17 protein-coding genes are annotated in these 18,592 nt (G+C 42.8%); 11 read left to right on the forward strand and 6 right to left on the reverse strand.

Going from position 1 to position 18,592, the window contains the following annotated elements:
- Positions 1–118: 118 nt before the first annotated feature.
- Together clpA and clpS are read right to left on the reverse strand one after the other, a co-directional pair.
- Entirely contained in the window at positions 119–2,371 is a 2,253-nt protein-coding gene (gene clpA / locus AC0L46_RS04735; RefSeq protein ID WP_473506166.1) for an ATP-dependent Clp protease ATP-binding subunit ClpA, read from the reverse strand.
- A gap of 20 nt (positions 2,372–2,391) precedes the next feature.
- Entirely contained in the window at positions 2,392–2,742 is a 351-nt protein-coding gene (gene clpS / locus AC0L46_RS04740; protein ID WP_317004792.1) for an ATP-dependent Clp protease adapter ClpS, read from the reverse strand.
- Positions 2,743–2,986: 244 nt separating this feature from the next.
- On the opposite strand from clpS, the gene AC0L46_RS04745 reads away from it, so the two are divergent.
- The 9 genes from AC0L46_RS04745 (at position 2,987) to AC0L46_RS04785 (ending at position 12,052) form a co-directional block, all read left to right on the forward strand.
- Positions 2,987–3,235, forward strand: coding sequence for a cold shock domain-containing protein (locus tag AC0L46_RS04745; RefSeq protein ID WP_317004793.1), 249 nt, complete (start codon positions 2,987–2,989; stop codon positions 3,233–3,235).
- Between the two features lie 150 nt (positions 3,236–3,385).
- Entirely contained in the window at positions 3,386–4,111 is a 726-nt protein-coding gene (locus AC0L46_RS04750; protein ID WP_473506168.1) for a pseudouridine synthase, read from the forward strand.
- Positions 4,047–4,442, forward strand: a complete 396-nt coding sequence (locus AC0L46_RS04755) for an NUDIX domain-containing protein (RefSeq protein WP_473506170.1) — start codon at positions 4,047–4,049, stop codon at positions 4,440–4,442. The genes AC0L46_RS04750 and AC0L46_RS04755 overlap by 65 nt, the downstream gene beginning before the upstream one ends.
- 122 nt (positions 4,443–4,564) lie before the next feature.
- On the forward strand, positions 4,565–5,686 hold the full coding sequence (gene mnmA / locus AC0L46_RS04760) for a tRNA 2-thiouridine(34) synthase MnmA (RefSeq protein ID WP_473506172.1): 1,122 nt from the start codon (positions 4,565–4,567) through the stop codon (positions 5,684–5,686).
- A gap of 12 nt (positions 5,687–5,698) precedes the next feature.
- Positions 5,699–6,328 (forward strand): high frequency lysogenization protein HflD, encoded by a 630-nt coding sequence (hflD, locus tag AC0L46_RS04765; RefSeq protein ID WP_414682578.1) that lies wholly within the window; start codon positions 5,699–5,701, stop codon positions 6,326–6,328.
- A gap of 227 nt (positions 6,329–6,555) precedes the next feature.
- A complete protein-coding gene (locus tag AC0L46_RS04770; protein WP_473506174.1) occupies positions 6,556–8,775 on the forward strand; it encodes an NADP-dependent isocitrate dehydrogenase in 2,220 nt (739 codons plus the stop codon).
- 185 nt (positions 8,776–8,960) lie between these two features.
- Positions 8,961–10,334, forward strand: a complete 1,374-nt coding sequence (gene purB / locus AC0L46_RS04775) for an adenylosuccinate lyase (protein WP_473506176.1) — start codon at positions 8,961–8,963, stop codon at positions 10,332–10,334.
- A gap of 95 nt (positions 10,335–10,429) precedes the next feature.
- Positions 10,430–11,620 carry a JmjC domain-containing protein gene (locus AC0L46_RS04780; RefSeq protein WP_473506178.1) on the forward strand — a complete coding sequence of 397 codons (1,191 nt, stop codon included), beginning with the start codon at positions 10,430–10,432 and terminating at the stop codon, positions 11,618–11,620.
- 15 nt (positions 11,621–11,635) lie between these two features.
- Positions 11,636–12,052: a GNAT family N-acetyltransferase gene (locus tag AC0L46_RS04785; RefSeq protein ID WP_473506180.1), complete on the forward strand. Its 417-nt coding sequence runs from the start codon at positions 11,636–11,638 to the stop codon at positions 12,050–12,052.
- Between the two features lie 100 nt (positions 12,053–12,152).
- Here the strand turns inward: AC0L46_RS04785 and AC0L46_RS04790 are convergent, their stop codons facing one another.
- The gene (locus AC0L46_RS04790) at positions 12,153–12,773 is read right to left on the reverse strand and encodes an FKBP-type peptidyl-prolyl cis-trans isomerase (RefSeq protein ID WP_317004801.1); all 621 of its coding nucleotides are present in this window, start codon (positions 12,771–12,773) and stop codon (positions 12,153–12,155) included.
- A gap of 189 nt (positions 12,774–12,962) precedes the next feature.
- On the opposite strand from AC0L46_RS04790, the gene AC0L46_RS04795 reads away from it, so the two are divergent.
- Entirely contained in the window at positions 12,963–13,184 is a 222-nt protein-coding gene (locus AC0L46_RS04795; RefSeq protein ID WP_473506182.1) for a hypothetical protein, read from the forward strand.
- A gap of 109 nt (positions 13,185–13,293) precedes the next feature.
- Positions 13,294–15,285 (forward strand): DNA topoisomerase III, encoded by a 1,992-nt coding sequence (locus AC0L46_RS04800; protein ID WP_473506184.1) that lies wholly within the window; start codon positions 13,294–13,296, stop codon positions 15,283–15,285.
- A 19-nt stretch (positions 15,286–15,304) separates the two neighbouring features.
- On the opposite strand, the gene AC0L46_RS04805 is transcribed toward AC0L46_RS04800, so the two are convergent.
- The 3 genes from AC0L46_RS04805 to AC0L46_RS04815 form a co-directional block, all read right to left on the reverse strand.
- Positions 15,305–15,922, reverse strand: a complete 618-nt coding sequence (locus AC0L46_RS04805) for a LysE family translocator (RefSeq protein WP_473506186.1) — start codon at positions 15,920–15,922, stop codon at positions 15,305–15,307.
- Between the two features lie 40 nt (positions 15,923–15,962).
- A complete protein-coding gene (locus AC0L46_RS04810; protein WP_473506188.1) occupies positions 15,963–16,742 on the reverse strand; it encodes a hypothetical protein in 780 nt (259 codons plus the stop codon).
- A 275-nt stretch (positions 16,743–17,017) separates the two neighbouring features.
- Entirely contained in the window at positions 17,018–18,556 is a 1,539-nt protein-coding gene (locus AC0L46_RS04815; protein WP_473506190.1) for an inorganic phosphate transporter, read from the reverse strand.
- Positions 18,557–18,592 lie beyond the last annotated feature (36 nt).

Consider the following 18,592-nt stretch of genomic DNA (forward strand, 5'->3'; position numbering starts at 1 on the left):
GCAAACATCTAAATTAGAAATATAAAAAACCGGACATTTCATCTTACTGAATTGTCCGGTTTTTTTATGCTCTCAATTTTCAAGTCCTCCCCCCTTATCAAGGGGGAGTTAGAGGAGGTCAATGAACCGCGGCTTCTTTTATTACTTCGAATTTCAGTTCATCACTTTTCTCATCCAGCGACACTTTGACGTGACCGCCATCATGTAAATCGCCGAATAAGATTTGATCTGCCAATGGTTTCTTCAAATGCTCTTGAATCACCCGAGCCATTGGACGAGCGCCCATCTGACGATCATAACCCTTATTAGCCAACCACCCCCTTGCGGTGTCAGATACTTCCAGCATAACGCCTTTAGGGTCTAACTGAACCTGCAACTCAACCAAGAACTTATCCACCACACTGAAGATAATACGTTCATCAAGTTGTTGGAATTGAATCACAGCATCCAGGCGGTTTCTAAACTCTGGTGTAAAGGTACGATTAATCACCTCCATACCATCAGTTGAATTATCCTGATTAGAGAAACCAATCGAGCGACGAGCTAACTCCTCTGCACCGGCGTTGGACGTCATCACCAAGATCACATTACGGAAATCCGCCTTGCGACCATTGTTATCCGTCAAGGTACCATGATCCATAACCTGCAGTAATAAATTGAAAACCTCTGGGTGAGCTTTCTCAATCTCATCCAGCAGAACCACACTGTGAGGATTCTTAGTCACAGCTTCAGTTAGCAAGCCACCTTGATCAAATCCGACATAACCTGGTGGCGCACCAATCAAGCGGGAAACCGCATGACGCTCCATGTATTCAGACATGTCGAAGCGAATCAATTCCAAGCCTAATTGCTTAGCAAGCTGCTTGGTCACTTCTGTTTTACCAACCCCTGTTGGGCCTGCCATCAAGAAAGAACCAATTGGCTTCTGCTCTGCTTTTAAACCTGCACGAGACAATTTTATCGCCGACGACAAAGAATCAATGGCATTGTCTTGGCCAAACACTACCATTTTTAGATTGCGCTCTAGATTAGAAAGCACTTTTTTATCATCTGAGTTAACCGCTCGAACTGGCACTCTGGCGATCTTAGAAACGATATCTTCAATCTCTTGAACCGTAATCACAGATTTACGCGTTTCCTCTGGCTGTAGGCGCTGATAAGCACCTGCCTCATCAACCACATCAATTGCTTTGTCTGGCATATGACGGTCTGTCACGTAACGCTGAGCAAGCTCTGCTGCCGCCAGTAAAGCTGGCTCTTCGTATTTGATTTGATGGTGCTCTTCAAACGCACCAATGATGCCTTTTAGAATATGATAAGTATCGTCAACACTTGGCTCATTCACATCGATTTTCTGGAAGCGACGAGCCAAGGCGTGATCTTTTTCAAATACACCTCGAAACTCCTGGAAAGTCGTCGAGCCAATGCAGCGTAAGCCGCCGGAGCTCAAGACTGGCTTCAATAAGTTAGAAGCATCCATTACGCCACCGGATGCCGCGCCAGCACCAATAATGGTATGAATTTCATCAATAAACAAAATGGCATTGGGCATTTTTTTCAATTCACCCAATAACTGTTTCAGGCGTTTTTCAAAGTCACCACGATACTTTGTACCAGCCAATAAAGCACCAAGATCCAAGGAGTAAACCACGCCATCGGCGATCACATCCGGCACTTGCCCATCAACGATACGTTTAGCCAAACCTTCAGCAATGGCGGTTTTACCCACGCCAGATTCACCCACCAACAACGGGTTGTTCTTACGACGACGAGAAAGTGTTTGTATTACTCGCTCTACTTCGTATTCACGACCAATCAATTTGTCGATTTTTCCAGCTTTCGCCTCTTCATTAAGGTTGGTTGCAAACTTCTGCAAAGGCGCTGTATTGGTATCTTCTGCGTCTTCATCTTGCTCCGCTTCTTGGGCAGCATCGCCTGTTTTAGAAATACCGTGAGCAACGTAATTCACTACATCAATACGTGCCACGCCGTGACGTTTCAGCAAGTAAACCGTTTGGCTTTCCTGCTCACTAAAAATCGCCACCAGCACATTGGCGCCCGTCACTTCTCGTTTACCAGACGACTGCACATGAAAAACGGCACGCTGTAAAACACGTTGAAAACCAAGCGTTGGCTGCACTTCACGTTCTTCGTCGTCTTCAGGAATTAAAGGTGTTGTACTGTTTACAAATTCTTCCAACTCTTTGCTTAGAACGTCTAAACTGACACCGCATGCTTTCAGGACGCTTGAGGCAGCGTCGTTATTAATCAGAGCTAATAGTAAATGCTCTACCGTCATGAATTCATGGCGCTTGTCACGCGCCGCTTTAAAAGCTGTGTTTAGGGTTTGCTCTAGTTCTTTATCTAACATTGCTATTCCCTCACTCTGAATCAGTCGACTTTTTCCAAGTCACACATTAAAGGGTGCTCATTCTGTTCCACGAACTGCTGTACCATTGCTACTTTTGTCTCTGCAATATCAAAAGGATAAACGCCACAAACGCCTTTTCCTTTTTGATGCACTTCTAACATTACCTGATTAGCCTTCTCTCCATCCATAGAAAAAAAACGTTGTAGAACAAATACGACAAAATCCATTGGCGTATAATCATCGTTAAACAATACCACCTGATACATGGAAGGTGGTTTTAATTCTGTTTCCTCTGGAGCAATCGCAATATTCGTGTTGCCACGTTGCTCGTCATCTTCTGATATTAGTCTAATTTGTTGATTTACAATCATCCCACGCCTCTGAGGCTAAAATTCTTCACGTAACGCGTCAAATTTGACTCATTACTGCTTATACGTCGTATTTTGTATTACAGATTACCACTTAGATTTTACAAATTCCAAAAGGGCTTCTACCTTCATTATTGGGACTATCATATATTCAATCAATCTTTATGAGTGAAATTCTCACATTGATAGCTCAAATTAACAGAAATTAAACGCTTTACAGCGATTAGAGTGGATAAGGAGTGACTCAATGCATCAAGGTTCAGTGAAGTGGTTTAACAATGCTAAAGGCTATGGCTTTATCGTATCGGAAGATTTTGATGAAGATTTATTCATTCATTATTCAGCGATTAATGTGGAAGGCTATAAAACCTTAAAAGCAGGCCAAACGGTTACCTTTAGTGTTGAACCTGGAGAACGAGGCTTACACGCCATAGAAATCAATCCGGTGATCAGCCAAGCAGAGGAGCCTTCAACACAAAGCAACCAACCTGCATAAAAATACCGCTGTAAGCAAATAGCCACATCGCTATCCAAACTCGAATTTGTTACCTTACCCTTCCAACACGAAGGGTAAGGTGTCTTAGTTTGGTATTTTGATATCAGCAACACTTACCTAAACAAAAAAACTTGATCATAGCTTGTACGCATGTCTTCCAATCTAATTTTGCTTAATAAACCTTTTAAAGTCCTCAGCCAGTTTTCACAAGAAGGCGATAAAGAAACACTGGCATCTTATGTGAAAGCTCCTGATTTCTATCCTGCTGGGCGTTTGGATTATGATTCTGAAGGTTTATTATTGTTGACCAATCAAGGAGCGCTCCAACACCTCATTGCTTCTCCAACCTTTAAAATGCCCAAGACATACTGGGTACAGGTGGAAGGCGATATATCCGATGAGGCGCTTGAACAATTAAGGCAAGGTGTTGAACTAAAAGATGGTTTAACCAAACCTGCATTGGCAGAACCTATATTAGAGCCCAATATCTGGCCAAGAACTCCGCCTGTCAGACACAGAGAAAATATCCCGACAAGCTGGATTTCACTGCAAATCCATGAGGGGAAAAATCGTCAAGTACGTCGCATGACAGCCGCTGTCGGCTTTCCCACTTTACGTTTAATACGTTATGCCATTGGACCTTACACATTGGATGATGTTTCTGTTGGTGAATGGCAATACATAGAACCAACCGCACAACTTACTCAGCAGGTAATGGAATTTGAACAACAAAGAAAGAGAAAGACTGCCTCACCTCACCGTCGCCGCACTGGTCAAAAAAGACATTCAAAATCAGCCAACCAAGTATCTGATGGTGAAAGAGTGGCAAGACGGCCAACTGGTTCTCAACCAGCCCGCCGGTCACATAGAAAATAACGAAAGCGCTATAGAAGCCGTTGTTCGAGAAACACGAGAAGAATCAGGATGGCGAGTAAAGCCTATTGGTTTACTTGGTCTGTATAGCTTTACGCCTTTTGAAGGGGCCGATACCTATCATCGACTTTGTTTCATGTGTGAAGCCCTAGAAGAAGCAAGCCAAGAGCTAGATCCAGACATAGAATCCAGTCATTGGCTAACCTATGAGGAAATCATGGCTCTGCCTCATCGCAGTCCATTAATCAAAGCCTGCATTGAAGATTCGCTTCGCAACCCCATAATACCTTTGTCGTTTTTGTCTGATCGGTTTCTCCACCCTGTTTCACCGTAGAGAAAATGCTACAATGGCCAGCAAAATTTTACCTGAGGCGTCAGCCTCTTCGTAACCGTTTAAATATGAGCCTTTTTTGAAAGAGCTTTTACCACCGTTTTTACAATGAGAATGATCAGGTCATGAAAGAAAACCCTATTGCGAACAACGCAAACAGCACAAAAAAAGTTATCGTCGGCATGTCTGGCGGTGTGGATTCGTCCGTTTCAGCACTTATTTTGATGCAGCAGGGTTATCAGGTCGAAGGCCTGTTCATGAAGAATTGGGACGAAGACGACGGTACAGAATATTGCACTGCCAAAGAAGACCTTGCCGATGCGCAAGCGGTATCCGACAAGCTTGGTATCAAACTTCATACTGCAAACTTTGCCGCCGAATATTGGGATAATGTATTTGAGCACTTTTTAGAAGAATACAAAGCCGGCCGAACACCGAATCCAGATATCCTTTGTAATAAAGAAATCAAATTCAAAGCCTTCCTTGAATACGCCTTGGCACTTGGCGCTGATTACATTGCCACAGGGCATTATGTGCGTCGTGGAGAGCAAGATGGCGAGCCACTTTTATTAAAGGGTTTGGATGGCAACAAAGACCAAAGCTACTTTTTATACGCTGTCGGCAAGGACGAAATAGCCAAAACACTCTTCCCCGTTGGCGAGCTTGAAAAGCCAGAAGTACGTCGTCTCGCAGAAGAGTTTGGACTGGTCACACACAACAAAAAAGACAGTACAGGTATTTGTTTCATTGGCGAACGCCGCTTTAAAGATTTCTTAGAACAATATTTGCCCGCTCAACCAGGTAATATTGAAACCCTTGAAGGTGATGTGATTGCGCGCCACCATGGTTTGATGTATCACACCATTGGTCAACGCCAAGGGTTAGGCATTGGCGGTTTAGCAAACTATTCCGACGACCCTTGGTATGTGGTAGAAAAAGACCTTAAACGCAATGTGCTGATTGTGACTCAAGGCGGCCAACATGAGTCGCTCTATAAAACCCACTTAATTGCTGAAAATTTTGATTGGGTGGCACGCCAAACACCAAGTTTGCCTATGACTTGCACAGCAAAATGCCGCTACCGCCAGCCCGATCAAGAATGTACTGTGTATCTTAATGAAAAAGGCCAAATTGAAGTGTCTTTTGTTGAGCCACAAAGGGCCATTACACCAGGGCAATCCATTGTTTTTTACCAAAATGAATTGTGTCTAGGTGGCGGCATCATCAACATCGCCTTTAATAAATAGAGAACCTATCACGTGAGTAGCAAAGAAAAAGAACAAACTATTGCGCTATCTGCTGTGTTTCAAGCAGCAGAATTGGTTGCGGTTTTAGCCAAGACAGGAAAAGTCGATAATGCGGCCTTACAGCCTATGATCGAAAGCATCTTACTCGTCAACGCACCCTCTACTGAAGACATTTATGGTGGACAGTGGGATTGTCAGAGCAATTTATCACTTGGTCGTAACGTCACGAGAAAAGCATTAAGCAAAGATCGCAGTAGTGTAAACCCTGATACATTGCGATACGCTCTCAGCTTAGTCCACCTTGAAAGCAAACTCGCTAAAACACCACAAATGCTGTCCACTATTGGCCAACAGATTTCTCAGATAGAGCAAAAGAAAGCTCATTACGACAGCCTACTTCACGAAAACATCATTGCTGCTATTTCAGGCATGTATCAAGAAACCCTAAGTACTTTGCCTTTCCGCATTCAGGTACAAGGCGATAGCCGCTTTTTACAACAGCCACATATCGCCAACCAAGTTCGCACTATTTTAATGTCTGGTATTCGCGCCGCTATGTTGTGGCGTCAGCTAGGCGGTAAACGCTGGCATTTGATTTTTAAAAGAAAGGCACTATTAAAAGCACTAGAATCTCGCAGCTAATCACGTATTTTAGCTAGGCTTGATAGAACAAATTCATAGGATAACTGAAATCAATTTTGAGTATATCTTAGAGCCAATATCTCTACCTTGGTTTTTTAGGTAGTATGTTGAGCAAATTTTTAACCTGTGCAAGATATTATGCACAACCAGTTAAAACCTAGGGAATGGCGGCTAAAAGTCATCTTCGATTCAATGGGCAACACTGCCTGAAATGTTAGGGGAATTACATGTCGAAACAAACCATCTATTACACGTTGACCGATGAAGCACCAGCATTGGCAACTTCATCTTTGCTTCCTATCTTTGGCGCTTTTGCAAAAGAAGCAGATATCGAACTACAACTAACAGATATCTCTTTAGCAAGCCGTATTCTTGCAGGCTTCTCTGACCTTCTTCCTGCGGATAAGCAAGTAGAAGATGGCCTTCAATTCTTAGGTGACTTAACCGCTTCTCCTGAAGCAAATATCGTAAAACTGCCTAACATCAGTGCTTCTTTGCCTCAGCTTAATGCTGCAATCAAAGAACTAAACGCACAAGGTTACGGACTTCCTGAGTACCCAGAAAATCCAACAACTGACGAAGAAAAAGACATCCAAGCGCGTTATGCAAAAGTACTTGGTAGTGCAGTAAACCCAGTTCTACGTCAAGGTAACTCTGACCGTCGCGCACCAGCAGCGGTTAAAGGTTTTGCTCGCAAAAACCCACATTCAATGGGCAAATGGAAAAAAACCTCTATTTCTCATGTTGATCACATGCGTGATGGCGACTTCTACTCTTCTGAGCAATCTGTAACTATGGATTCTGCTAAAACCGTGAACATCGAATTCGTCAGAAAAGACGGTTCTGTTGAATTGAAAAAATCGCTTCCTCTTCTTGAAGGCGAAATCTTAGACAGCATGAACATCAGCTGCACGAAACTACGTGAATTCTTTGAAGCGTCTATGCAAGAAGCAAAAGAAGACAACATCATGTGGTCTGTGCATTTGAAAGCAACCATGATGAAGGTGTCTCACCCAATCGTATTCGGTCATGCTGTAACAGTTTTCTACAAAGACGTATTCGAAAAATACGGCGAATTGTTTAAAGAAATCGGCGTTAACCCAAACAATGGTTTAGGCAGCGTATACGACAAGATCCAAACACTTCCTGAAGCAAAACAAGAAGAAATCAAACAAGCGATTCAAGACGTTTACAACACGCGTCCAGAGTTGGCCATGGTTGATTCCGACAAAGGCATCACTAACTTGCACGTACCAAGTGACGTGATCGTTGACGCTTCTATGCCAGCGATGATCCGTAACTCTGGTAAAATGTGGGGCCGTGACGGCAAAGCACACGATGCAAAAGCGGTTATTCCAGATCGCACTTACGCTCGCATTTACCAAGAGACTATTAACTTCTGTAAAACAAACGGCGAATTCGACCCAACAACAATGGGTACGGTTCCAAACGTTGGTTTGATGGCGCAAAAAGCACAAGAATACGGTTCTCACGACAAAACATATGAAATCGCTGAAGCTGGCACAATGCGCGTTGTAGACGCTCAAGGTAACGTTCTTATGCAGCACGCTGTAGAGAAAGGCGATATCTGGCGCGCATGTCAAACAAAAGACGCTCCAATCCGTGACTGGGTAAAACTTGGTGTTACTCGTGCTCGTCAATCTGACACACCAGCAGTGTTCTGGTTAGAAGAAGAACGTTCTCACGATAACGAACTTCGTAAGAAAGTAGAGCTTTACCTAAAAGACCACGACACAACAGGCCTAGACATTCGCATCATGCCTTACAACGAAGCGATCCGTTTCTCTATGGAACGCATCATTCGTGGCGAAGACACGATTTCAGTAACAGGTAACATCCTGCGTGATTACCTAACTGACTTGTTCCCAATCTTGGAACTTGGTACGTCTGCGAAAATGTTGTCTATCGTTCCAATGCTAAACGGCGGCGGCATGTATGAAACTGGCGCGGGTGGTTCTGCTCCTAAGCACGTTCAACAGCTAATGGAAGAAAACTACCTACGTTGGGATTCACTTGGTGAATTCTTGGCTGTGGCGGTTTCTTTTGAAGAGCTTGGCATCAAGAACAACAACGAGAAAGCAAAAGTACTTGCGAAATGCCTAGATAAAGCAACAGGCAAATTGCTAGACACTAACAAGTCTCCTTCTCGTAAAGTTGGCGGTATCGACAACCGTGGTAGCCACTTCTACCTAGCAATGTACTGGGCTCAAGAGTTGGCAGCACAAACTGAAAACGCTGACCTTGCTGCGAAATTCGCACCATTAGCAAAAGAGCTAACAGCGAAAGAAGATACTATCGTTGCTGAACTGGCTGCAGTACAAGGTAAGCCTGCTGGCCTATCTGGTTACTACCACGTTGACCTAGATGCAGTTGAAAAAGTCATGCGCCCAAGCGCTACATTCAACCAAGCTTTAGCTACACTGTAAGCCTAAACCTTATCTCTATTTAGAGAGGTTTCAGTAACACCAAGCCCAGATGCCGTTTAGATATTTCTATTTAAACGAAATCTGGGCTTTTTTTATGCCTATACAAGCACCTACTCCCTGTATTACCTCGCCTCTTTTGCCTATAATAGCGGCTCCCTGAAAACCATGTTCGAGGCGTTATCTCAATGGAATTAACTAGCTTAAATGCAATTTCCCCTATCGACGGTCGTTACGGATCGAAAACAAACGTATTACGTCGCTCAGTAAGCGAGTACGGTTTGCTACGTATGCGAGTCATAGTTGAAGTTCGCTGGCTACAGGCTCTTGCCAGTCACCCACAAATTGTTGAAGTTCCTGCTCTTAGTGCTCAAGCCAGCACTTTCTTAGACCAATTAGCAGACAACTTCAGTGAAGCCGATGCTCAAGCGATTAAAGACATTGAGAAAACCACCAATCACGATGTGAAAGCGGTTGAGTATTTCATCAAAAACAAAATGGCAGACAACGCGGAATTGGCTGCAATTTCTGAATTTGTTCACTTTGCTTGTACATCGGAAGACATTAATAACTTGTCTCACGCTTTGATGCTTCGTGAAGCTTTGGAAGAAGGCATTACTCCAGAGTTAAACAACATCATTACAGCCATTCAAGACCTAGCTATTGAACATGCTGAGCAACCTATGTTGTCTCGAACTCATGGTCAAACAGCCTCTCCATCTACCATGGGTAAAGAAATGGCGAACGTTGCTGCACGTCTTAGCCGTCAGCTTAAGCAAATCCAAAGCGTTGAATTTTTAGGCAAAATCAACGGCGCGGTGGGTAACTACAACGCTCACCTTTCCGCTTACCCAGATGTGGATTGGCAAGCACACGCAGAGAAGTTTGTGACCTCTTTGGGCTTAACGTGGAACCCTTACACGACTCAAATCGAGCCACACGATTACATCGCAGAATTGTTCGATGCTATCTGTCGTTTCAATACGATTTTGATCGATTTCGATCGTGATGTTTGGGGCTACATTTCTATGGGCTTTTTCAAGCAAAAAACCATTGCAGGTGAAATTGGCTCTTCTACTATGCCGCATAAAGTCAACCCAATTGACTTCGAAAACTCTGAAGGTAACTTGGGCATTGCGAATGCGATTATGGGACACTTGAGCGCGAAACTACCGATTTCTCGCTGGCAGCGTGACCTAACAGATTCAACGGTATTGCGTAACCTAGGTGTTGGCTTAGCTCACAGCTTAATTGCTTACCAATCCACGCTAAAAGGCATCAGCAAGCTTGAAATCAATGCGCCTCGCCTAGATGCAGACTTAGATGCGGCATGGGAAGTTTTGGCTGAGCCAATTCAAACTGTGATGCGTCGTTACGGCATTGAGTCTCCTTATGAAAAACTAAAAGAGCTAACTCGTGGCCGTGTCATTGACCAAGCAACAATCGAAGCGTTTGTTGAAACCTTAGACATGCCAGAAGCAGCCAAAGCCGAGCTAAAAATCTTAACACCAGGCACATATATTGGTAATGCTGTTGCGCAAGCGAAAGCTATTCGTAACTAAGCTTTACTTTTTATAGCCTTAAGAAAAGAGCCGATTTATCGGCTCTTTTTTGTCTTACACTTCCAACTGATTCTTTATATTTTTACGAGAAACCTATGATAGACCTAGATACGCCGTTAACCATTCTTGGCGGAATGACAGCACAAACATTCTTGAATGAATATTGGCAAAAGAAGCCTCTTCTCATTCGTGCTGGTCTGTCAGACTTTGAAGTGCCACTGGAAGCAGATGAACTCGCCGGCATGGCAATGGAAGAAGAAGTCGAGTCACGCCTCGTAATTGAAAACGGTAAAACACCATGGGAGACACAACAAGGGCCATTTGACGAAGACACCTTTGCTAACTTACCAGAAAAAGAATGGACACTTCTCGTTCAAGCGGTTGATCACTGGGTTCCTGAGATTCAAGCATTAAAAGAACAATTCCAATTCCTCCCAAGCTGGCGCCTTGATGATGTGATGATCAGCTACGCAACCGAAGGCGGCAGCGTTGGCCCTCATTATGATCAATACGATGTTTTCTTAATTCAAGTTGCTGGTAAACGCCGCTGGCAAGTTCTCGCGCCTGAGGAATATCAAGACTCAGCCATTGCTGACATATCTCTACACATTTTAGATAACTTCTCTGTAAACCCAGAAATGGATTGGGAATTAGAAGCCGGTGATATTTTGTATTTACCGCCTAACTTCGCCCACAATGGTCGCGCTTTAGACGACGAATGTATGACCTATTCTGTCGGCTTCCGTGCACCAAGCATACAAGATGCTTTGACAGGAATTCGCAACAAACTGTGCGAAAACATCAATGTCAAAAACCGCTTTGCGGCACCAGAAACGGGAAATCGCGATCATAGCGCTCAAATACATCAAGATGATGTTTCCTATTTGCAAGCTGAGTTAGCTAAGCTCATAAATCAGCCTGATGTATTAGCAAACTGGTTAGGCGAAACCATGAGCGAAAGCAAATACCCTGAATATTTAGCGCCGCTAAACTCAAGCGACTTAGATAAAGCGTTTCAAAATGCGATTCAAGGCCGAACCTTTATTCGACCTGGTGATGCGCGTATTTGCTACTATCTCAATGACAAAGAAAATCATATGACGGTTTTCTGCAACGGTGAAAGTATTAATCTGGACAGTGAATTAGCCCCATTTGTTCAAGCAATTACAGATCAGGTTGAATTTGATTTTTCTGGTTTAGACTTAAGCCAAAACGATGACTTAGAGCCTCTTGTGCGATTTTTTATTCGCCAACAAGGTGTTATTGAACTCGTCGCGCCAGAATAAAAACAGGAGAACAAGGTGAAGGTATTAACTTCGGACTGGAACAGCAGCAAAGACCAAATAACCTTTGTACGCAAACAAGTCTTTATTATTGAACAAGGCATCGACCCAGAAGACGAATGGGATGACCATGATGAAGATGCCGTTCACTTTGTAACTTTTGGCACAACAGCCGTACCGACAGGAACTTGTCGACTGACAGAAGAAGGTCAATTAGGCCGTTTAGCAGTATTGCCTGCTTATCGACACCAAGGCTACGGTGAAATGCTGATGGCTAGAGCCATCAAAGTCGCGAGAGAAATGGGGCTCAGAAAAGTTTTCCTCAATGCCCAAGTCGATTCCCAGCAATTTTACACAAAGCAAAACTTCCGTTCTGACGGTAAGATATTTCTAGAAGCAGGAAAAATGCACGTCCGAATGGAACGGGAAATATAACCGGCCTTTGAACTTAAGTTTAAATTTACTGCTTTTTAGACATAAAAAAACGAGCTTTTCTGTATTAGAAAGCTCGTTTTTTTTCGTTCTAAATCGCTAATTAAACAACAGCAATTAGCTCAACATCAAACTGTAGAACAGAGAAAGGCTGAATCATTGCGCCTGCGCCTTGTGCGCCGTAAGCTAATTCAGCTGGAATTGTTAGACGGTATTTCGCGCCTTCTTTCATCAACTGAAGACCTTCAGTCCAACCAGCAATAACGCCAGTTAGAGGAAATTCAATTGGCTCGCCACGGGCAATTGAGCTATCGAATACTTGACCATCAATCAAGCGACCTTCGTAATGAACACGAACGGTTGATTCAAGGCTAGGAGTTGCGCCAGTACCTTCTTCAAGAACTTCGAACTGCAAACCGCTTTCCGTTGTTTGAACGCCATCTTTTGCTTTGTTTTCTGCAAGGAATGCTTCGCCAGCTTTTACTGTTTCTTCAGATCCAGCGCGAGCTTTTTCTTCCATTTTTTGCTGAAGTTCTGCAAAAGCTGCTTCCAATTCTTCACCTGGAACGCGCATTTCAGCTTGATTCAAAGAATCTTCAATCGCAGCAAAAAGATGCGTTAGAGATAATTCTCCAAGGTCACTACCACGTAGTTGATCACCAATTTGGCGACCAATACCGTATGCGATTTTTGCTTCATTCGAATCGAACGACAGTTCAGACATGTTTACACTCTCTTATTCGTTACACATAAAAATTGAGCGCAAATTGTAACATAGCCAGAATCACATGGGCTCATTTTTCAAAACCATTAAACTGCCGCTGCTGGATTAATATTTTTTATATTAAATCGATAGATTTATTAAATGATATCCATTATCATTTAATGAATTCATTGAGCGAAGGAACCCATTATGAAAACGAAGCGCTTTATACCATCAACCATACAAAATCGAGTCAGCAAAAAATCTTCTGACTATTGGGGCATGCTATTCATCAGCTTCTTATTTTTGTCGGCTATCAGTAGCTTTTTATTTGCAAATCACATTGATCGCCCTCAGCTTGATAATGTCTCGAGTACATCACACCAAACAAATACGGTAGTGGTGAATAAAAATCAGAAAATAAAAAGCTAAACCGACACACCTTTCACTTCTCTCAGCGGATTCAATAAAGCAACGCCACTCTAGTCAAGGTTACATTTGTTCGATACACTTACTGTATATATAAACAGTAAGTGTATTCATGATTCTTTATATTGCAGAGAAACCAAGCCTTGCTCGCGCCATTGCAGCCGCCCTCCCATCACCACAGAAAAAAGAAGACGGCTGTATTTGGTTGCCTAATGGAGACTGTATTAGCTGGTGTATTGGGCATTTGCTAGAGCAAGCTGAACCTCATCAATATGATCCTATTTTTAAATCATGGAGCTTGGATCATCTGCCAATTATCCCAACCGACTGGCAATGGCAGGAAAAAGCCAACACAAAAAAACAGCTAGGTGTTTTAAAAAAACTCATTAAAAAAGCAACGCATCTTGTTCATGCAGGTGACCCAGACCGCGAAGGTCAGCTGTTAGTTGATGAGGTCATTCATTTCACCAAAGTGCCTAAGCTCAAACTGCAAAATACTCAACGCCTCCTGATTAATGACCTAACACCAAGCGCCGTCAAAAAAGCACTAAACAACTTACGCCCAAACAGCGAGTTCGCTGCTCTTTCCCGTTCAGCCTTAGCGAGAGCCAGAGCCGATTGGTTATTTGGTTTAAACCTTACTAGAGCCTATACCATTAGAGGCCGACAAGCTGGCTATCAAGGCGTTCTATCCATTGGCCGAGTGCAAACGCCAGTATTGGGCCTTGTGGCGGCGAGAGACAAGGAGCGAGAACACTTTATTCCGAAAGACTACTTCCAAGTCTGGGCTCAATTAGAAACTAATCTGAAAGTAAGGTTTCAAGCGAAGTGGCTGCCAAGTGAAGCTTGCAAGCCGCATATGGATGAAGAAAACCGCGTTCTAAATCGAGCTTTAGCCGTCAATGTCGCTTCTCGTATCACCAACCAACCAGCCAATGTTATTGAGGCGAGCTATAAGCAAAAGAAGCAAGCGCCTCCTTTGCCTTATAATTTATCAAGCCTTCAAATCGATGCAGCGAAGATTTTCTCGTTATCCGCTCAACAAGTTTTGGATACTTGCCAAACCTTGTATGAACGCCATCAAATGATCACCTACCCGAGATCAGATTGTCGTTATCTACCAAGTCTTCAACACAAAGACGCGAAAGGTATTTTAGCCTCGTTAGGTAAGGCCACAGCAGAACTTGCACAAGGTGCTAAGAATGCGAACCCAGCAATACGCAGCAAAGCATGGAATGACAAACAAGTTACCGCTCACCATGCGATCATTCCGACTAGCCAAGCCCATAAAGCAGGCTCTCTCGGAAAAGTAGAATCACAGGTATTTGGGCTGATTGCTCGCCAGTATTTAATGCAGTTCTATCCCGATTATGATTTCCTCGCCTCTTATATCAAGCTCGATATCGCTGGTGGTCAGTTTGAAGCAAAGGGCAATACAGCAATCTCTCTTGGGTGGCGTACACTGCTTCCGCAAAAAACAAAGTCGAGCAATAAAGGAGAGCAAAACGGCGAAGAACAAAATGAATTGCCTAAACTTCAGAAAGGCGATTCACTTTGGTGTCATGAGGGTATTATTCATGACAAAGTCACCACGCCGCCAGCCGCTTTTACTGATGCTACCTTGCTTTCAGCAATGACAGGAATTAGTCGCTTTGTCACAAATAAAGACATAAAAGCCATTTTGAAAGACACAGATGGACTGGGAACAGACGCCACAAGAGCAAGTATTATTGAGTTGTTATTTAAACGAGGGTTCTTAATCAGACAAGGGAAACAAATACACGCCAGCGAAACAGGCCGAGCGTTTGTAGACTGCTTACCTAGCCAATTGGTCACACCTGATATGACAGCTCAATGGGAATCAACACTAAACACAATAAGCCTCGGTGAAACAAGTTATCAAAGCTTTATGTCACATTTAGAAAGTAATTTAGTAGAACTGTTAGACGCCTCGAAAAGCCTGTCTTCAGCGTCATTAAAGCATTTGCCTGCGCCAGCTAAGAAAGCTTTTTCAAAGCGCTCAACAGGCAAAAGAAAGTCCGCATCGAAGCCCTCAAACAGCACATCAAAAACGAGAACAAGACGGTCTACTGCAAAGCGCTAAATAAGTTAAGTTCAAAAAGCTAGCCTATTGCTAACCAAGCTCCGACACCAATCATTAAGGTTCCAGCAATGCGGTTCATTATACGAACATTGCCACTTTGCATAAGCAAAGATTTGAGTGTTCGACCGCCCGCCGCATAGATAAGCAGACAGCTGAATTCAAGCATGAGAATAACACTAATCAATATGATCAACTGACTAGCGAGTGGTTGAGTTGCATCTAAAAAAGGCGGTAATAATGCCACAAAAAACGCCCAACCTTTAGGGTTGGCAATGGCAGTCACAAAGCCTTGTGAGATTAAATCAATACGAGAAGCAGGCTCTTCTTCAGATTCCATTTTAATGGCCATTTTGCCTTTAGATAGCCACATTTGAATACCGATATACGCCAAGTAAGCGCCGCCTAAATATTTTAAAACGAGGAAAACATTCGGATAATTTAAAAGTAAAGCTGCGACGCCAATAGCAGATAAAGTGGCTACGGTCGCAACACCAATAAGCTCACCAAACATCATCCAAAGTGCGCGCTTAATACCGATTGTCATGCCAAGCGTCATGGCAAGAGTCATGCACATACCAGGCGTGATAGAGACAAAAAAGAAAGTAGGTATAAAAGCAGAAAGCAGAGCGAGGTTCACACAATATCCTTATCTAAATTAAAAGTTCAATTCACACAAATTAAAAACGTTTTTTCTCTTTGAAGTCAGAATTTTCAATAAACTTATTCCATTCATCATCCATTTCTTCTTTCTCGTTCGTCATCGTCTTACTAATTTCTTCTTCTGCTTTCTGTAAGGCCAAATCTTCTTCAAGCTCTTGAATGACATCTTTTAATTTCAAAATTGCTGGCTGGGCTTGGGCAGAGTCTTTTAATGGCGATAACTGAGACAAAGCCTCTTTATATTGCTCTAACGCCTTATCTATTCTTCCACTTAGAAAGTCTTTTCGAGCAAGGTAAGCATAATGGTCAGCATTAATTTTATACTTGAAGAAATGCATTAACTGAATATAGCGATAAGCTAAATCAGAATCGATTTCTTTGTCTCTTTGCGCCACGGTCAAAAACGTTTCAAACGAATCAAATAAACGCTTTACTTCAACAATAAGCACTTCATCATTCATCGGCTTAGCACGACGTTTTTGTTTACTTGATTGAAACTCTTCTATTTCTTCAGCAAGATGATTTCGTCGGCGCGTTAAAGTGGCATCCGGCTGTAAAGTCAGTAATTGATCATAGAGTTGAAGCATGCGAGAAAATAGCCATAAACGCATGTCTTTTGGTTGATATTGAGGAGGCATTTCATCCAAATAACGACGAACCTGACGCAATTGATTGTTCAAAGTAGCGATTTTGCGCAACTTAGCCAATCTTGCCTGCTCTTTTAGCTGCAATACAATGGCGAAGACTATAAATCCGCCTATAACAAGTAAAAGCACAGTGATACTAACAGCAGTCATTGGATGAATGTTTACCTTAATATTGATAACTGGATAATGCAAAAGGCTCTCAAAATGAGCCGAAATACAATAATGTGAAATAGTCACTTCACATTACACAAACTCCATCTGTAATCGAACGCATACGTCTTCAAATCGTGAAGGCCGTCAGCTTATTAAGTTTTTATCCCTAGACACTTTAAAAAGCAATTCTCTTATATAACACAGAGCAGAACTGTAACACAAAAAAAGACCAGACAAGCTGGTCTTTTTTTGTACTCTTAATGCTGCAAAGTTTAACGAGAAACAGAGAAACCAAGCAACATATAAAACAACATAGCAGAAAGTGTCGCAGACGCAGGTACAGTAATCACCCAAGCTGCAGCAATGCGTAATAATGCAGAACGCTTCACTAACTCTTTCTTCGTCGCTTTTTTCAAGCTTTTACGCTCAGCAGATGAAATCGGCGAAGATGCTTGAGCCGATTTCAACTCTTTCAAAATCAGACGTTTTTCATCAACATCAGCATCCTGAAAACGTTTTACGAACTCTTGAGTTTGATAACCATCATGACCAGCAGATTCAGAGTGAGCAACAATAGATTTCAACTTTTTCTCATAAGACTGCTTTAGGTATTCTCGCAAGAAGCCAACACCAAAAACACCACCAACAGCAATATGTGTTGAGCTAACAGGTAAGCCTAACTGAGAAGCAACGATAACCGTAATTGCTGCCGCCATAGCGATACAAAATGCTCGTGTTTTATCTAGCTCTGTAATTTCAGAACCAACTGTCTTGATAAGCTTAGGGCCAAATAAAGCAAGACCAACCGCAATACCTATTCCACCAACAATCATAATCCACAATGGAATAGCGGCTTTACCCGTAACGGCGCCCGTTAACAAAGCTTCATTGATCGCAGCTAGTGGCCCAATCGCATTGGCAACATCGTTTGCACCATGGGCAAAACTCAATAACGCGGCAGAAACAATTAATGGAATTGTAAATAAGCTATTAACAGAGTCTTTGTTGTTTTCAAGTGCCGCCGCTGCTTTATCGACGATAGGACGAACAATGAAATAAGCTGTTAGAGCAATTGCAAAAGCAATCATAGCTGCAGTGACGAAATCCAAAGACCAGATTTTCTTCAAGCCCTTAAGAATCAAATAAGTAGAGAAAGCCCAAACCATTAATCCAACCAACAGAGGAACCGCTTTCTTAGCCGCTGCAATCATATCGCTTTTATATGTGATAGCGCGTTTGATGTACATTAAGAAAAGTGCCGCAATGATGCCGCCTAATAATGGGGAAATTACCCAACTAGCAACAATGGCAGTCATCTTGTCCCAGTTCGCAATATCCCAGCCACCAGCAGCAATACCAGCACCTAATACACCACCAACAATCGAGTGTGTTGTTGAAACAGGAGCACCAAGATACGTTGCTAGGTTAAGCCAAATCGCTCCAGCCAATAATGCCGCCATCATGACCCAAATAAAGGTGCCTGAATCACCAATAAAGTTAGGGTCTATAATGCCGTTTTTAATTGTACCAACGACCGTACCACCGGCAATTAAAGCACCAGAAGCTTCAAAAATTGCGGCAATAACAATGGCGCCAGTCATGGACAAAGCTTTTGCCCCTACTGCTGGTCCCACATTATTCGCTACATCGTTTGCACCGATATTCACAGCCATGTAAGCACCAATCGCTGCTGCGATGGCTAAAATAGATATATTAGAAACTTCCACTCCATTGGTTGTCGCATAAAAGCCAACAGCTAAAACAAACGCTAACGCAATCAGAACACGAATATATTCATGACCATTAGCCAAAGCTGCACTTTTTTTGAGGTATTTGTAAGATCCATA

It is taken from the genome of Marinomonas sp. 15G6-16 (assembly GCF_055809555.1).

Bases quoted from the DNA above. Each gene is read 5' to 3' on its own strand.
- clpA (WP_473506166.1), bottom strand. From the start codon at position 2,371: ATGTTAGATAAAGAACTAGAGCAAACCCTAAACACAGCTTTTAAAGCG.
- clpS (WP_317004792.1), bottom strand. From the start codon at position 2,742: ATGATTGTAAATCAACAAATTAGACTAATATCAGAAGATGACGAGCAA.
- AC0L46_RS04745 (WP_317004793.1), top strand. From the start codon at position 2,987: ATGCATCAAGGTTCAGTGAAGTGGTTTAACAATGCTAAAGGCTATGGC.
- AC0L46_RS04750 (WP_473506168.1), top strand. From the start codon at position 3,386: ATGTCTTCCAATCTAATTTTGCTTAATAAACCTTTTAAAGTCCTCAGC.
- AC0L46_RS04755 (WP_473506170.1), top strand. From the start codon at position 4,047: ATGGTGAAAGAGTGGCAAGACGGCCAACTGGTTCTCAACCAGCCCGCC.
- mnmA (WP_473506172.1), top strand. From the start codon at position 4,565: ATGAAAGAAAACCCTATTGCGAACAACGCAAACAGCACAAAAAAAGTT.
- AC0L46_RS04770 (WP_473506174.1), top strand. From the start codon at position 6,556: ATGTCGAAACAAACCATCTATTACACGTTGACCGATGAAGCACCAGCA.
- purB (WP_473506176.1), top strand. From the start codon at position 8,961: ATGGAATTAACTAGCTTAAATGCAATTTCCCCTATCGACGGTCGTTAC.
- AC0L46_RS04780 (WP_473506178.1), top strand. From the start codon at position 10,430: ATGATAGACCTAGATACGCCGTTAACCATTCTTGGCGGAATGACAGCA.
- AC0L46_RS04790 (WP_317004801.1), bottom strand. From the start codon at position 12,773: ATGTCTGAACTGTCGTTCGATTCGAATGAAGCAAAAATCGCATACGGT.
- AC0L46_RS04795 (WP_473506182.1), top strand. From the start codon at position 12,963: ATGAAAACGAAGCGCTTTATACCATCAACCATACAAAATCGAGTCAGC.
- AC0L46_RS04800 (WP_473506184.1), top strand. From the start codon at position 13,294: ATGATTCTTTATATTGCAGAGAAACCAAGCCTTGCTCGCGCCATTGCA.
- AC0L46_RS04810 (WP_473506188.1), bottom strand. From the start codon at position 16,742: ATGACTGCTGTTAGTATCACTGTGCTTTTACTTGTTATAGGCGGATTT.